Genomic DNA, 14,954 nt, shown 5'->3' on the forward strand with positions numbered 1-14,954 from the left:
GAGTGGGGGCTGCCCCGGGTAACCCCCGCTTGCCACCGTCGAACGATGAGGATCCCCGGGTCGTTACCGCTGTGCGAGGGCTCACGGCCGGGAGCCACATCGGTGGGGAACCGTACGGATGGGCCCGGCGTGGATACGATCAGTACGGAAGTACCGCAAGCAGGCCGAGCAGCAGGCCCGACCGAAGCCCTTGGAAGGGGGTGCCCCGTGGGAGTCCTTAAGAAGTTCGAGCAGCGACTCGAGGGTCTTGTGAACGGCACCTTCGCCAAGGTGTTCAAGTCCGAGGTCCAGCCGGTGGAGATCGCCGGAGCACTGCAGCGCGAGTGCGACAACAACGCCACCATCTGGAACCGCGACCGCACCGTGGTCCCCAACGACTTCATCGTCGAGCTCAGCCCGCACGACCACGAGCGGCTCAGCCCGTACTCCGGGCAGCTGGGCACCGAGCTGGCCGGCATGGTGCGCGAGTACGCCGAGGCCCAGCGCTACAGCTTCATGGGCCCGCTCCAGGTCAGCCTGGAGAAGGCGGACGATCTCGACACCGGCCTGTACCGGGTGCGCAGCCGCACTCTGGCCTCCGAGGAGCCCCCGCAGCCCACCCCGCCGCCGGCCCAGGCCGGGTACGGGCGCCAGCCCACCCCGCCCGCGCCCGGCGCACCCTGGCAGCAGCAGGGCACGGCCCCGTACGGTGCGCCGCCCCCGCCGTCCGCACCCCCCGCGATGCCTGCGATGCCCCCGGCACCGCCGAGCACACCGCCCACCGCGGGCGGCGGCGGCAACGTGCGCCCGTTCCCCGGCTCGGGCGGTGGTGGCGCGGCCACCCGCCGCTGGATCGAGGTCAACGGCGCCCGGCACCAGGTCACCGGTAACGGCGTCGTCCTCGGCCGGTCCACCGAGGCCGACATCCGTATCGACGACCCCGGTGTCTCGCGCAAGCACGCCGAGATCCGCCCCGGCACTCCCGCCATGGTGCTCGACCTGGGGTCCACCAACGGCATCGTGGTGGACGGACAGCACACCCAGCGCGCTACGCTCCGCGACGGCTCCAGGATCGTCCTGGGGAGCACCACCATTGTCTACCGACAGGTCGAAGGGTAGAGCGGGCCACCTATGTCAGATCTGACCCTGACGGTCATGCGGCTTGGTTTCCTCGCCGTGCTGTGGCTGTTCGTCATCGTCGCGGTGCAGGTGATCCGCAGTGATCTCTTCGGCACCAAGGTGAACCCGCGCTCCTCGCGCCGCGCCGCTGCGGCCCCCGCGCCGAGCGCCGCCGGACCGGGACGGGCCACCCAGTCGCAGCAGGCCGCACCCGCCCAGCCCCGGCAGCGCCGGGGCGCGCCGACCCAGCTGGTGGTCGTCCAGGGCTCGCTGGCCGGCACCACGGTCGCGCTGCAGGGCCAGACCATCACCCTGGGCCGGGCGCACGACTCCACCATCGTGCTGGACGACGACTACGCCTCCTCCCGGCATGCCAGGATCTACCCGGATCAGACTGGGCAGTGGACGGTCGAGGATCTAGGCTCCACCAACGGCACCTATCTGGACCGGCAGCGGCTCACCACGCCGACCCCGCTCCAGCCGGGCATGCCGATCCGTATCGGCAGGACCGTCATCGAACTGCGGAAGTAGTAGCGCATGAGGGACAGCATCCCGTTCAAGCCCGGCCGGGCACGCGGCTGCCACGCTGCCACCCTGGTGCGCGCCGACGCCCTGAAGGGAGTCCGTTCCGCATGACCGAGCGAATCATTGTGGCTGCGTCCGGCGAAGCCGCCGCTGAGCGAAGCGAGGCGGGGGCATGAGTCTGGTGCTGCGCTTCGCGGCCGGTTCCCACAAGGGTCTGATCCGGGAAGGGAACGAGGACTCCGGCTACGCCGGCCCGCGTCTGCTGGCGGTGGCCGACGGCATGGGCGGCGCGGCGGCCGGTGAGGTCGCCTCCTCCGAGGTGCTCGGCTCGATCGTCCGCCTCGACGAGGACATCCCGGGCGCCGATCTGCTCACCCTGCTCAAGGACGCGGTCCAGGTCGCCAACGACCGGCTTCGCCAGATGGTCGAGGAGGACCCGCAGCTCGAAGGCATGGGCTGCACCCTCACCGCCATGCTCTGGACCGGTCAGCGGATGGGCCTGGTCCACATCGGTGACTCGCGCGCGTATCTGCTGCGCGACGGCAGCCTCAGCCAGATCACCCAGGACCACACCTGGGTGCAGCGTCTGGTGGACGAGGGCCGGATCACACCGGAGGAGGCCGAGACCCACCCGCAGCGCTCCCTGCTGATGCGCGCCCTGGACGGGCGCGGCCAGGTCGAGCCCGATCTGTCGATCCGTGACGTCCGGGCCGGGGACCGCTATCTGATCTGTTCCGACGGCCTGTCGGGACCGGTCAGCCACCAGACCCTGGAGGAGACACTCGGGAGCTTCTACTCCCCGCAGCAGACCGTCCAGGAGCTGATCCAGCTCGCGCTGCGCGGCGGCGGCCCCGACAACATCACCTGCATCGTCGCGGACGTGATCGACGTCGGCGCCACCGACACCCTCAGCGGGCAGCTCGCCGACATCCCGGTGGTGGTCGGCGCGGTCGCCGACGCGCCGCCGTCCAGCGTGCACGACCAGACCATCCTGAACACCCCGGCCGGCCGCGCCTCCGGTCTCGGCCGCCCCCCGCAGGGCCCGCAGGGCGCCTTCGGCCCGGCCTCCGGCTACGAGCAGCCGGGCTTCGGCCCCGCCGAGGGCTACGGCGACGGGTACGGCGACTCCCAGAGCGGCTACGGCGAGGCGCACGGTGCCTCCGGTGCGGCCGAGGCGCAGGCGTACGAGGACGACTACGAGGACGACGAGGACGGGCCGCGCCGCAAGGGCCGCTGGCTGAAGGTCTCGTTGGCCGTCGCCCTCACGCTCGGTCTGCTCGGTGGTGGCGGCTGGTTCGGCTGGCAGTGGACGCAGGGCCAGTACTACATCGGCGCCGACGGCGAGCATGTCGCGGTCTACCGTGGCGTCAACCAGAACCTGGCCGGGATCAGCCTCTCCTCGGTATACGAACAGCATGGCGACGTCGAGCTGAAGTACCTGCCGCCCTACCAGCGCAACCAGGTGGATCAGACCATCCAGGCCAAGAGCCTGGACGACGCCCATGAGCAGGTGAAGCGCCTCGGCGCCCAGGCGGCGGTCTGCAAGAAGATCGCCGAGGGCGCCAAGCCCGCGCAGGCCCCGGCCGCCTCGCCCAGCCCCGCGCCCACCGCGAGCAGTTCCGTCAGCAACGCCGGATACCTGGCCGCCCCGGCCCCGCCCGCCGAACGGCCCGCCAGCGGAACCCCCGCGACCGGCAGCCCGTCCTCCACCACCCCCGGGGGCGCACCGACCCTCACCGAGCAGGAGCAGCAGTTGGCCCTCTCCTGCGCGACCCAGTGACTCTGGCCCGTACGGGCCTACTCAGCCGTCGGGGAGCGGCCACCACGTGAGCACCTTTGACCTGAGCAGCAGTCATACGACCAACGGTCGCCGCGGCGCGAGCGCCCGGCGCGCCGGCTCCGGCATGCGCTCCCGGCGCCGCGAGAACACCACCATCACCCCGCAGGGTGCGCCCAACCGGCGGAACACCGAGCTGACCCTGCTGGCCTTCGCGGTGCTGCTGCCGATGCTCGCGTACGCCAACGTCGGCCTTGCCATGGACAGGAAGCTGCCCACCGGCATGCTGGCGTACGGGGCCGGAATGGGGGCGCTCGCCCTGGTCGCGCACCTGGTGATGCGCCGTTTCGCGCCCTACGCCGACCCGCTGCTGCTGCCGCTCGCCACCCTGCTCAACGGGCTCGGCCTGGTGATGATCTGGCGGCTCGACAAGGCCGGGAAGCTGCTGGCCAACAACTTCCCCGCCGCCAAGAACCAGCTGATGTGGTCGGGCCTGGCGATCGCCGGGTTCATCGGCGTCATCGTGCTGCTGAAGGACCACCGGATCCTGCAGCGCTACACCTACATCTCGATGGCCGTCGCCCTGGTGCTGCTCGCCGCACCCGCCTTCTTCCCCGCCCGCAAGGAGGACTACGGCGCCAAGATCTGGATCCACCTGGGCAGCTTCTCCCTCCAGCCCGGCGAGTTCGCCAAGATCATCCTGGCCGTCTTCTTCGCCGGCTACCTGATGGTGAAACGGGACGCCCTGGCCCTGGCCAGCCGCCGCTTCATGGGGATCTACCTCCCGCGCGGGCGCGACCTCGGCCCGATCATCGTGGTCTGGCTGCTCTCGATCCTGATCCTGGTCTTCGAGACCGACCTGGGCAGCTCCTTCCTCTTCTTCGGCCTGTTCGTGGTGATGCTCTACGTCGCCACCGAGCGCACCAGCTGGATCGTCTTCGGCCTGCTGATGTCCGTCGGCGGCGCCGCCGTGGTCGCCACCTCGGAGCAGCACGTCAAGACCCGTATCGACGCCTGGCTCAACCCGATGGCCGCCTTCCGGACGAAGCCGCCGGCCGGCTCCACCGAGCAGATCGGCCAGACCCTGATGGCCTTCGGTTCGGGCGGCGTCACCGGCTCCGGACTCGGCCAGGGCCGCTCCTGGCTGATCCAGTTCGCCGCCAAGAGCGACTTCATCCTCGGCTCCTTCGGCGAGGAACTCGGCCTCACCGGCATGATGGCGCTCTTCCTGCTCTACGCCCTGGTCGTACAGCGCGGTCTGCGCACCGCCGTCGCCGCCCGTGACCCGTTCGGCAAGCTGCTCGCCGTCGGTCTCTCCTCGGCCTTCGCGCTCCAGGTATTCGTGGTGGCGGGCGGCGTCACCGGACTGATCCCGCTGACCGGTATGACCATGCCGTTCCTGGCCCAGGGCGGCTCCTCGGTGGTCGCCAACTGGGTGCTGATCGCCATCCTGCTGAAGATCAGCGACAGCGCCAGGCGCCCGTCCGCGGAACCGGTGCAGGCCGCCCAGGCGTGAACACCAGCACAGCCGTGGGCTGCACCATCATGAAGAGACATGCGGTTGAATCTGACCCAGTGACCGCACGAAGGAGGAGACCCGCCCAGTGAACAAGCCCATCCGACGGGTCTCGATCTTCTGCCTGGTCCTGATCCTCGCCCTGATGCTCCGCACCAACTGGGTCCAGGGCGTCCAGGCCGACACCTGGGCGAGCAACAGCCACAACGACCGCAACAAGTTCGACCGCTACGCCTACCCGCGCGGCAACATCATCGTGGCCGGACAGGCCGTAACCAAGTCCGACTTCGTCAACGGCCTCCGCTACAAGTACAAGCGCGCCTGGATCGACGGCCCGCTGTACGCACCGGTCACCGGGTACTCCACCCAGATGGGCCCGAGCAGCCAGCTGGAGAACCTGGAGGACGGCATCCTCTCCGGCACCGACTCCCGCCTGTTCTTCCGCAACACCCTCGACATGCTGACGGGCAAGCAGAAGCAGGGCGGCGACGTCGTCACCACGATCAACCCCAAGGCACAGAAGGCCGCCTTCGACGGCCTGGGCGACAAGAAGGGCGCCGCGGTCGCCCTCGACCCGAAGACCGGCGCGATCCTGGCACTGGTCTCGACGCCCTCGTACGACCCGACCACCTTCTCCGGTGGCACGGACGCGGACGGCGCGGCCAAGGCGGCGCTGGAGGCCGACCCGAACAAGCCGATGGTCAACCGGGCGCTGCGGGAGACCTACCCGCCCGGGTCGACCTTCAAGCTGGTCACGGCCACCGCCGCCTTCGAGAACGGGATGTTCCAGGGCCCGGACGACAAGACCGACACCCCGAACCCGTACATCCTGCCCGGCACCAAGACCCCGCTGAAGAACGACAGCGACAACGAGCCCTGCGAGAACGCCACCCTCAGGGACGCCCTGGCGGTCTCCTGCAACACCGTCTACGGCAAGATCGGCGCCGACCTGGGCAAGGACAAGCTGCGGGCCGAGGCCGAGAAGTTCGGCTTCAACAACGACAAGATCGACACCCCGATCCGCGCCGTCGCCAGCTACTTCCCCAAGAACTCCACTCCCGACGGCACCGCGATGGACGCCATCGGCCAGCACGACACCCGGGCCACCCCGCTGCAGATGGCCATGGTCGCTTCCGCCATCGCCAACAACGGCACCCTGATGCAGCCGTACCTGGTCAGCGAGGAGCGCTCGGCCAACCTCACCACCGTCTCCACGCACACCGAGCACCAGTTCAGCCAGCCGATGAAGCCCGAGACCGCGCAGAAGCTCCAGCAGCTGATGGAGAGCGTCGTCAAGGACGGCACCGGCAAGAAGGCCCAGATCGACGGCGTCACGGTCGGTGGCAAGACCGGTACCGCCCAGCACGGCCAGGACAACTCCGGCCTGCCCTTCGCCTGGTTCGTCTCCTACGCCAAGGGCGCCGACGGCCAGCAGGTCGCGGTCGCCGTGGTGGTCGAGGACGGTGCCGCATCGAGCAACGAGATCAGCGGCGGCAGCATCGCCGCCCCGATCGCCAAATCGGTGATGCAGGCCGTCCTCAACAAGTAGGACCCGCCGAGTGACCCCTGAACGGATGGCAGGCTTGTCACAATGGGACGCGGCCGGTCGATACCGGTCTGGTCTCAGCTGGCCGCCTGCCCCGGCAGGCTCTGGCAGGACCGGTAGCGTATCCGCAGCAGCGGGTGTGCCCGCCGCTCACCCACCGGCCTCGGCCATGGGGGGTCACCCCGGCCGAAGGCCGGGGCAGGGTCCGCCGTCACAGAACCACCGTGGCGGCGGTAGCGTCCAACAGAGCGTGCGGGGACACCTACGTCACATCCTCACCAGGAGGTGAGGGAGAGGGTCGGAACTATGGAAGAGCCTCGTCGCCTCGGCGGCAGGTACGAGCTCGGCGGCGTCCTCGGGCGCGGCGGCATGGCCGAGGTGTACCTCGCCCATGACACCCGGCTCGGCCGCTCCGTCGCAGTGAAGACGCTCCGGGCCGACATGGCCCGGGATCCGTCGTTCCAGGCCCGGTTCCGCCGCGAAGCCCAGTCCGCGGCCTCCCTGAACCACCCCGCCATCGTCGCCGTCTACGACACCGGCGAGGACTACATCGACAACATCTCCATCCCGTACATCGTGATGGAGTACGTCGAGGGGTCCACCCTGCGCGAGCTGCTGCACTCGGGCCGCAGGCTGCTGCCCGAGCGCGCGATGGAGATGACCATCGGCATCCTCCAGGCGCTGGAGTACTCCCACCGCGCGGGCATCGTCCACCGCGACATCAAGCCCGCCAACGTCATGCTCACCAAGCAGGGCAACGTCAAGGTCATGGACTTCGGCATCGCCCGTGCCATGGGTGACGCCGGCATGACGATGACCCAGACCTCCGCCGTCATCGGCACCGCCCAGTACCTCTCCCCCGAGCAGGCCAAGGGCGAGACCGTCGACGCCCGCTCCGACCTCTACTCCACCGGCTGCCTGCTCTACGAGCTGCTCACGCTGCGCCCGCCCTTCGTGGGCGACTCGCCGGTGGCGGTGGCGTACCAGCACGTCCGCGAGGAGGCCATGCCGCCCTCCTCCTACGACGCCGAGGTCCGCCCCGAGGTCGACGCGATCGTGCTCAAGGCCCTCGCCAAGGAGCGCGACTACCGCTACCAGAGCGCCGACGAGATGCGCGACGACATCGAGCGCTTCCTCGACGGCCTCCCGGTCGCCGCCGCCCAGCAGGCCGCCGCGTACGGCATGGGTGCCCCCGGCTACGGCTACGACCAGCAGGGCTACGCCCCCCAGCACGACCCGTACGGGCAGACCAACCTGCTCCCGCAGCAGGGCGCGGCCGGGCCGACCACGATGATGCCCCCGGTCGGCGGCCAGCAGCCCGGCTACGGCGACACCTACGGCGGCGCGGGTGGCGCCGGCGGCGGCTACGACGACGGCTACGACCGGGGTGGCAGGCGCCAGGAGCCGAAGAAGAGCAACACGTCCTGGATCATCCTGGCCATCGCGGCCGTACTGGTGCTGGTCGGCGCGTACTTCGTGGTCGACGCCATGACCCAGCCGGGCGGCGCCAAGACCAGCAAGGTCTCCGCGCCCAACCTGGTCGGCAAGTCCATGAAGGACGCCCAGGCCGCCGCGGCGGCTGTGAACGACAAGCTCCAGGTCACCGCAGCCGACCCGGTCGCCTGCCCGGACACCAACATCCAGAAGGACCAGGTCTGCACCCAGGAGCCGCCCGCCGGTTCGCAGATCTCGGTGGACACCCCGGTCAAGGTGCACCTCAACAGCGGCCCGGCCGCCACCGCCGTCCCCGATGTCACCGGCAAGTCGCTGTCCGCCGCGACCGACACCCTCACCAAGGCGGGCTTCACCGTCGGCAACACCACCTACCAGACGAGCGACACCGTCGCCCAGGACAAGGTCGTCTCCCAGTCGGTCACCGGCAACGCCGCCCCGAACACCGCGGTGGACCTGGTCATCTCCCAGGGCAAGTCCAAGACGACCGTCCCCAGTGTGATCGGCCTGCAGTCCGAGGCCGCCCGGCAGCAGCTGGAGGCCCAGGGCTTCCAGGTGACCATCAAGAACGTGCCGACCAACGATCCCACCAAGATCGACATCGTCGCCGACCAGGATCCCAAGGGCAACAGCAAGGCCGCCAACAACGCCACCGTCACCCTGAGCGTCTTCAAGGCTCCGGACAAGGTGCTCGTTCCGATCCTGGTGGGCAAGACCTACAAGCAGGCCTTCGACATCCTGCAGCAGAAGGGCCTGCTCCCGCAGGTGATCGGCCCCCAGGACGAGAACGCCGTGGTGTTCCAGACCGACCCGCAGTCCTCGACCCCGGTGGACCAGGGCAGCACCGTCCGGCTCTTCACCAAGCCGGGCGACCCCCGGGGCAACAGCCCGGCCCCCAACCACTGACCCACGCTCGAATGCCGAAGGGGGCTGCACCCGCAGCCCCCTTCGGCATTCCCCGCGCTACTGCCAGCGGCCCCGTCGGCGCCGTCCACCCCGGCAGGGAGCGGCACCCAGGGTGCAGAGCATGTCCACCCGGCCGCCCAGGGTGTGCACATCGCCCGCCGTGTCCGCGATCCGCACACTCGTCGCGGCGATCAGCGCCCGCTCCGCCTCCAACTGCCCGACCAGGCGTGCATACGCCTCGCGCAGCTCGGCCAGATCCGCCCGCGCCCCCGCGGCGGCCCGCTCGGCGATGTCGGCGACCACCGCCGCGGACCACCGTCCGCGCCCCTCGACGGCATCCAGCAGATGGCGACGGACCTGTCTGGCGACCTCGCTGTCCCGCAGCAGCATCGCCACGTTCAGCACCGCCCGGCGGGGGAAGACGAGCAGCCCACGGCCGGGAGAGTTTCCAGGGGCCGTGTCGACCCCTGGAAGCTCCTGCAGATCAGCGCCCTTCAACAGGGCCATACCGCTCTGTGAGAGCTCCTCGCGATGCCGTCGGACCAGACTCCTGATGGCCTCCTCGTCGACCTCGAAGTAGTCGGCCAGCAGGGATCGCGTCAGATGCACCCCGTCCGGGAGCAACCGGAACACCTTGGCCCTGTCGAGGCTCTCCGTGTACTCCGCCAGGCTGCCGCGCATGGTCCGGGATTCGAGAAGTACGGCTTCGTGATCCATCGGCGATCGCCTCACCCGTCGTCAGGCACCTGTTCTGCCGAACTGCCAACGACACCGGTTGACGGCGCGTCACCTTCCCGGCCCAGCGCACCGGATCACCCGACCGGCGTACGCCTCGATCCGTGCGTCAGCTCCTCAGCGCAGTTCCGGCGGCGGGGTCCGCTTCGCGTCCACGGCGTCCACCCGCAGCAGACTGCCCCACACCGCCATGCGGTACGTGGAGGTGTACACCGGGGTGCAGGTGGTCAGCGTGATGTACCGCCCGGGGGCCGAGTAGCCCGAGCCCATCGGGATGGGGGCGATGACGCCCGTGTCGTACTTGGAGGTCTGCGGCAGCGTGCTGTCGACCCGGTAGACGTACCACTTGTCCCTGGTCTCGACCACGATCGCGGCGCCCTTGTCGAGCCTGTCCAGGTCGTGGAACTTGGCGCCATGACCGTCCCGGTGGGCGGCGAGGGCGAAGTTGCCCTCCCCGTCCCAGGGCATCGCGGCCCGGTAGGGCTCCTCGTAGACCCCGGCCACACCCTCGTTGAGGACGTCGGTGCCGGTACCCATCCGGATCAGCACCTGGTAGTCCCGACCCAGCTCCGGGACGTGCAGGAAGCCCACGCCGTCCCCGGCCTCGTAGACCGGGGGCGGTGCCTCGGCAGGCGCGCCCGGGGTGGCGGGAGCGGACCAGCTCTCGCGCAGCCGGTCCGCCTGCTTCCCGGAGCGGCGCTCGGCGACCAGATCCGTCCACCACAGCGAGTACCCGACGAACAGGGCCAGCACCAGCCCGGCGGTGATCAGCAGCTCGCCGACCACGCCCACGACCGAGGCCCTGCGGCCACGACGCTCCCGTCGGCGCCGGTCAACTCGCGAGGGACCGTCCAGCACCATCTCCATGCCGCTGCCTCGCCCCTCACGTACCGGTGCCTAACCGTTGGTCAGCGCAGCGGGCTGCCCCTGACTCCTCGGCCGTTCGTCGACCATCTTGCCAAAGACGATGAGCCTTCCCCTGGCACTGAACTCCGGCGTGCATGTCGTCATGGTGAGGTAGCGCCCCGGCTGGCTGAACGGCGAGCCCTTGGGGATCGGCTGGAGCACCGTGACATTGGACGGCGGGGTCTCCGGGATACCGCCCTCGACCTCGTAGGTGTAGAAGGAGGTCGCGGTCTCCACCACGATCTTGTCCCCGGGAACCAGCTGCCCGATCTTGCGGAAGGGCTGGCCGTGCGTGGTCCGGTGGGCGGCGACCGCGAAGTTGCCGCTCTTGTCGGCGGGCATCGCGGTGCCGGTGTAGTGCCCGACCAGGCCCTTGTCGAGGACCTGCTGCTTCTGGGTGCCCTCGGCGATCGGGTACTTCAGGCCGAGCTTGGGGATGTAGATGATGGCGAAGCCCTGACCGGGCTCGAACGCCCCGGCCGGCTTGTCGGTGCTGCCCGGGGCGGGCGTCGGCTGCGGTCGGCTCCACTGCTGCTCCAGCTGGCTGCGGGTGCCGTCGGCGGAGGCGTCCGCCTGCACATTGGTCCACCACAGCTGGTACGAGACGAAGAGCAGCATCACCACGCCGAGGGTGATGAACAGCTCGCCGACCAGCCGGGCGGCGACCACCGCCTTGGACTCCTTGGGACGCGGCCGAGGGCCGCCGGCCCGCCCGCTCGCCCGTCGCCGCCCGTTGCCGGGGCGCACGGCCATCGGGCCCTGAGCGGCCCGCCGCCGCGCGGCCCGGCCGCCGCCCGGCTGTTCCTGACGACTGCTGTCGGGCGCCGGGCCTGCGGGTGTCGGGCTGTCGGCTACCGGGCGCAGTTGCAGCGTCTGCTCGCTCGGTGTCCAGGGGCGCTCCCCGGCGGGCTCGTAGACACCCCACTCGCCCGGACCGGCGTCCCACCCGGGCCCTGCGCCTGTCTGCGCGCCCCCCTCCGGGCGCAGTGCCGTCACTCCGTCAGCTCCGGCCGATCACCGGGGCGAGCCCGGCCGAACGGCCCACCGCGTCCGGACAGCCGCACTCCGCCAGCCAGTTGGCGAGCATTCGGTGCCCGCCCTCGGTGAGCACCGACTCGGGGTGGAACTGCACTCCCTCGACCGCGAGTTCGCGGTGCCGCAGCCCCATGATCACGCCACTCTCGGTCTGCGCGGTGACGACCAGGCTCTCGGGGACGGTGGCCGGCTCGACCGCGAGCGAGTGGTACCTGGTCGCGGTCATCGGCGAGGGCAGGCCCTCGAAGACACCACCGTCCTCATGGGTGACCAGTGAGGTCTTGCCGTGCAGCAGCTCGGGTGCCCGGTCGACCACCGCGCCGTACGCCACCGCGATGGACTGCAGTCCGAGGCAGACGCCGAACAGCGGCAGCCCGATGGACGCGCAGTGGTGCACCATCTCGATGCACACCCCTGCCTCCTCGGGGGCCCCGGGCCCGGGGGAGAGCAGCACGCCGTCGAAACCGCGCTCACCGTCGCGGCGCACCGCGTGCTCGACCGTCACCTCGTCGTTGCGCACCACCTCGCAGGTGGCGCCCAGCTGGTACAGGTACTGGACGAGGTTGAAGACGAAGCTGTCGTAGTTGTCCACCACGAGGATCCGGGGTGAACTGCCGGCGGAGGTCATACGCGCGCTACTCCTGAGGTGCAGGTCCTGCCGGCCGGCAGGGGAGGTGCCAGAAAGCGGAGCCGGGTCAACCGGTGTTGCCCTGATCCACCGTGACGTCGCCGAAGGGCAGCAGCGGCTCCGCCCACGGGAAGACGTACTGGAACAGGACGTAGACCACCCCGAGGACGAGCAGCACCGCCAGGACCATCCGGACCAGGGTGTTGCCCGGCAGATGCCGCCAGATCCAGCCGTACATACCGCTCCTCGGGGGTTCAGGTCGGTGTCAAGACTAGACCTCGGTGCCCGCCGGGCAGGCCACATCGCCTCAGTTGTGCCCCCGAGGGGGACTGCGCGGGATCAACCCCGGGGGTCTACCCGTTCGCCGAGTGCAGATCGACGCTGCCCGGGTAGCCGGGCAGGGTCAGAGCTGTGCTCTCCTGCACCTTCCAGCCGAGCCCGTAGGCGGCGACGTACTGGAGGTAGTTGTTGATCGTCGGGTCGCCGTTGACCGCCGCCCGCAGCCCGTCCGTCCTGCCGACCGCCCTGATCACGTACGGCGGGGAGTAGACCCGGCCCTGGAGCAGCAGGGTGTTGCCGACGCAGCGGACGGCGCTGGTGGCGATCAGTCGCTGGTCCATCACCTGGATTCCCTGGGCACCGCCCCGCCAGAGCGCGTTGACCACGGCCTGGATGTCCTGCTGGTGGATCACCAGGTCGTTGACGCCCGGGTCGGGAACGCCGGGGATGCGCGCGGTGGCGTCGGGGGGTGCGTCATTGAGGGTGACGGTCAGCCCCGGGCCCTGAAGCGGGTCGAGTCCGGCAGCCCGGCGCAGCGGGTCGAGCTGGGCGGTGTCGGAGGGGTCGCCCTGCTGCTTGGCAAGGGCGTCGGCGCGGTGCTGGAGGTCGGTGAGCTGGGCCTGGGTCTGCTGGTTCTGGGTGCTGCGCTGGCGTATCACGTCGCTGAGCCGCAGCAGCGAGTTGTCGGTGCGCAGATCGGTACCGCGGGCGGTCTCGGCGCTGATGTAGAAGAGCAGTCCGGCGAGGGCGAAGACAGCGCAGGTCAGGGCACGTCCGACAATTCGGGTACCGGGGCGGCGGCCGGTGGCGGAGCTTGGCGGAATCGTGGAATTAGGCACCGTACCCTTATCTCCTTCAGACCCGGCGAGCCACTACGCTAACGGACGCCGGTGGCATGTGCGGAGCGCCCTGTCGGTGCATCCCCAGGCTCGCCTGGCGGAGGTCCCGGCCGATCGCCCCGCACAGACCGGCCCTCACCGCCGCCCGCCCCCGCTGCACCCTGCGCGGTCACAGCGCATCGACAGGAGAACCCACTCGTGCCGAAGTCTCGACTCCGCAAGAAGTCCGACTACACCCCGCCGACGACGGCTGTGGTGAAGATCAGTTCCGGGCGCAGCTGGGTTGCTCCGCTGATGCTGGCGCTGTTCCTGATCGGTCTGGTGTGGATCGTCACCTATTACGTGACCAGTGGCAGCTGGCCGATCAGCAGCTGGGGCAACTGGAACATTCTGGCCGGGTTCGGCTTCATCGCCGCCGGATTCGGCGTCTCCACCCAGTGGAAGTAAGCCGCCTCTGACCCGCTCCTCCGCACCGCTCCAGGCCTCGGGCCCGGAGCGGTGCTTCTGCCTGTCCGCCGCCGGGTCCGGGCATCGAACCGTACCGAACCATACGTTTATCCACACGGTTATCCACAGTGGGGAAAAGTCGGCTCAGCCTGTGGATAACTTTTCCCCGGCACCCCCGGGGAAGAGCACCCGAATTCCGGAAAAAGCACAGCTGGACGCGCGTAGAGGTGCTATCCCCACCCGGGTCGCGCCACCGGCTGTGCACAGAGCGGTGCGCGCTGTGGACAACCTGGCACTCCGGCCGGCAGGACCACCGGACTCACACCCCGAGACGCGCCGTCCCCACCAGGACGAGCACCACGACCACCGCGAGCATCCCGGCCACCGTCAACCCCTGTACCAGGTTGCGGTGCGCCCGGGGGGCGTACATCAGCCCCACACCGGTGACGGCCCCGGCCACCAGGCCGCCCACATGCGCGCGCCAGTCGATGTAGGGCACCGAGAAGGTGATCACCAGGTTGAAGACCAGCATCGCCATCAGCGGCCCCAACGGCGTCCGGCTGACCCGGAACAGCACCGCCGTCGCCCCGAGCAGCCCGAAGATCGCCCCCGAGGCCCCCACCGAGTAGAGGTCGCCCCCGGAGACCAGATAGGCGAAGGCATTGCCCGCGAGCCCCGAGACCGCGTACAGCCCCACGAAACGCAGCCGGCCGAGCACCTGCTCAAGACCTGGGCCCAGCACCCAGAGCGAGACCATGTTCATCCCCACGTGCAGCACCCCGGTGTGGACGAAGGCCGCCGTCACCAGCCGGTACCACTGGCCGGGCCCGGCCGCGACGCCGTACGGCTCGTACCAGTACGGCGGGACCAGGCTGTGCAGGGAGAGCGTCTCCTTGAGCTGCGGGCTCAGGTACTGGGTCAGCAGGAAGACGGCGAGGTTGATCCCGATCAGGCTCCTGGTGACCAGCGCGCCCTGCTGCCCCGCCGGCCCGCCGAAGCGAGTCCTGGCGGCCGTACGCTGCGCCTGCTGCCGGGTGCCCTGGACGCACTCCGGGCAGTGGAAGCCCACCGAGGCGCTGACCATGCACTGCGGGCAGATCGGGCGCCCGCAGCGGGTGCAGGAGATGCCGGTCTCCTGCTCGGGGTGCCGGTAGCAGCGGGACAGCCCCGAGGCCGCCTCGGGATGCGGTCGGGCCGACTCGTCCGGGAGCATGCGGGGATTCCCTCCTCAAGAGCGATCCCGGCGACACCACCGCGAACGGGGT

The 14,954-nt window shown here is 70.1% G+C and carries 14 protein-coding genes; 7 read left to right on the forward strand and 7 right to left on the reverse strand.

The features are described from left to right. Positions 1-207: 207 nt before the first annotated feature. From P3T39_RS22745 to pknB, 6 genes are all read left to right on the forward strand, one after another. Positions 208-1,098, forward strand: coding sequence for a DUF3662 and FHA domain-containing protein (locus P3T39_RS22745; protein WP_280700324.1), 891 nt, complete (start codon positions 208-210; stop codon positions 1,096-1,098). 12 nt (positions 1,099-1,110) lie between these two features. Then, a complete protein-coding gene (locus tag P3T39_RS22750) occupies positions 1,111-1,629 on the forward strand; it encodes an FHA domain-containing protein (RefSeq protein ID WP_280700325.1) in 519 nt (172 codons plus the stop codon). 166 nt (positions 1,630-1,795) lie between these two features. Next, a complete protein-coding gene (locus P3T39_RS22755; RefSeq protein ID WP_280700326.1) occupies positions 1,796-3,403 on the forward strand; it encodes a protein phosphatase 2C domain-containing protein in 1,608 nt (535 codons plus the stop codon). A 124-nt stretch (positions 3,404-3,527) separates the two neighbouring features. Beyond that, a complete protein-coding gene (locus tag P3T39_RS22760) occupies positions 3,528-4,916 on the forward strand; it encodes an FtsW/RodA/SpoVE family cell cycle protein (RefSeq protein ID WP_280700464.1) in 1,389 nt (462 codons plus the stop codon). Positions 4,917-5,004: 88 nt separating this feature from the next. Then, positions 5,005-6,465 carry a penicillin-binding protein 2 gene (locus P3T39_RS22765; protein ID WP_280700327.1) on the forward strand — a complete coding sequence of 487 codons (1,461 nt, stop codon included), beginning with the start codon at positions 5,005-5,007 and terminating at the stop codon, positions 6,463-6,465. Between the two features lie 303 nt (positions 6,466-6,768). Further along, a complete protein-coding gene (pknB, locus tag P3T39_RS22770; protein WP_280700328.1) occupies positions 6,769-8,820 on the forward strand; it encodes a Stk1 family PASTA domain-containing Ser/Thr kinase in 2,052 nt (683 codons plus the stop codon). Between the two features lie 57 nt (positions 8,821-8,877). Here the strand turns inward: pknB and P3T39_RS22775 are convergent, their stop codons facing one another. From P3T39_RS22775 to P3T39_RS22800, 6 genes are all read right to left on the reverse strand, one after another. Next, on the reverse strand, positions 8,878-9,537 hold the full coding sequence (locus tag P3T39_RS22775) for a hypothetical protein (RefSeq protein WP_280700329.1): 660 nt from the start codon (positions 9,535-9,537) through the stop codon (positions 8,878-8,880). 135 nt (positions 9,538-9,672) lie between these two features. Continuing rightward, a complete protein-coding gene (locus tag P3T39_RS22780) occupies positions 9,673-10,416 on the reverse strand; it encodes a class E sortase (RefSeq protein ID WP_280700466.1) in 744 nt (247 codons plus the stop codon). Between the two features lie 36 nt (positions 10,417-10,452). Continuing rightward, positions 10,453-11,457 carry a class E sortase gene (locus P3T39_RS22785; protein WP_280700330.1) on the reverse strand — a complete coding sequence of 335 codons (1,005 nt, stop codon included), beginning with the start codon at positions 11,455-11,457 and terminating at the stop codon, positions 10,453-10,455. A 4-nt stretch (positions 11,458-11,461) separates the two neighbouring features. Continuing rightward, positions 11,462-12,124 carry an aminodeoxychorismate/anthranilate synthase component II gene (locus tag P3T39_RS22790; protein WP_280700331.1) on the reverse strand — a complete coding sequence of 221 codons (663 nt, stop codon included), beginning with the start codon at positions 12,122-12,124 and terminating at the stop codon, positions 11,462-11,464. Positions 12,125-12,191: 67 nt separating this feature from the next. Further along, positions 12,192-12,362 (reverse strand): hypothetical protein, encoded by a 171-nt coding sequence (locus P3T39_RS22795; protein WP_280700332.1) that lies wholly within the window; start codon positions 12,360-12,362, stop codon positions 12,192-12,194. A 115-nt stretch (positions 12,363-12,477) separates the two neighbouring features. Beyond that, a complete protein-coding gene (locus P3T39_RS22800) occupies positions 12,478-13,185 on the reverse strand; it encodes a DUF881 domain-containing protein (RefSeq protein ID WP_280700468.1) in 708 nt (235 codons plus the stop codon). Positions 13,186-13,440: 255 nt separating this feature from the next. Here P3T39_RS22800 and crgA point away from each other — a divergent pair, with 255 nt between their 5' ends. Continuing rightward, positions 13,441-13,689: a cell division protein CrgA gene (gene crgA / locus P3T39_RS22805; protein WP_280700333.1), complete on the forward strand. Its 249-nt coding sequence runs from the start codon at positions 13,441-13,443 to the stop codon at positions 13,687-13,689. 319 nt (positions 13,690-14,008) lie between these two features. Here the strand turns inward: crgA and P3T39_RS22810 are convergent, their stop codons facing one another. After that, on the reverse strand, positions 14,009-14,902 hold the full coding sequence (locus P3T39_RS22810) for a rhomboid family intramembrane serine protease (RefSeq protein WP_280700334.1): 894 nt from the start codon (positions 14,900-14,902) through the stop codon (positions 14,009-14,011). Between the last annotated feature and the right edge of the window lie 52 nt (positions 14,903-14,954).

This window comes from Kitasatospora sp. GP82, from assembly GCF_029892105.1.
Taxonomy (GTDB): domain Bacteria; phylum Actinomycetota; class Actinomycetes; order Streptomycetales; family Streptomycetaceae; genus Kitasatospora.

Excerpts from the sequence above, each read along its gene's own strand:
- P3T39_RS22790 (WP_280700331.1), bottom strand. The coding sequence starts at position 12,124 with ATGACCTCCGCCGGCAGTTCACCCCGGATCCTCGTGGTGGACAACTAC.
- P3T39_RS22795 (WP_280700332.1), bottom strand. The coding sequence starts at position 12,362 with ATGTACGGCTGGATCTGGCGGCATCTGCCGGGCAACACCCTGGTCCGG.
- P3T39_RS22750 (WP_280700325.1), top strand. The coding sequence starts at position 1,111 with ATGTCAGATCTGACCCTGACGGTCATGCGGCTTGGTTTCCTCGCCGTG.
- P3T39_RS22755 (WP_280700326.1), top strand. The coding sequence starts at position 1,796 with ATGAGTCTGGTGCTGCGCTTCGCGGCCGGTTCCCACAAGGGTCTGATC.
- P3T39_RS22810 (WP_280700334.1), bottom strand. The coding sequence starts at position 14,902 with ATGCTCCCGGACGAGTCGGCCCGACCGCATCCCGAGGCGGCCTCGGGG.
- P3T39_RS22775 (WP_280700329.1), bottom strand. The coding sequence starts at position 9,537 with ATGGATCACGAAGCCGTACTTCTCGAATCCCGGACCATGCGCGGCAGC.
- P3T39_RS22760 (WP_280700464.1), top strand. The coding sequence starts at position 3,528 with ATGCGCTCCCGGCGCCGCGAGAACACCACCATCACCCCGCAGGGTGCG.
- P3T39_RS22780 (WP_280700466.1), bottom strand. The coding sequence starts at position 10,416 with ATGGTGCTGGACGGTCCCTCGCGAGTTGACCGGCGCCGACGGGAGCGT.
- pknB (WP_280700328.1), top strand. The coding sequence starts at position 6,769 with ATGGAAGAGCCTCGTCGCCTCGGCGGCAGGTACGAGCTCGGCGGCGTC.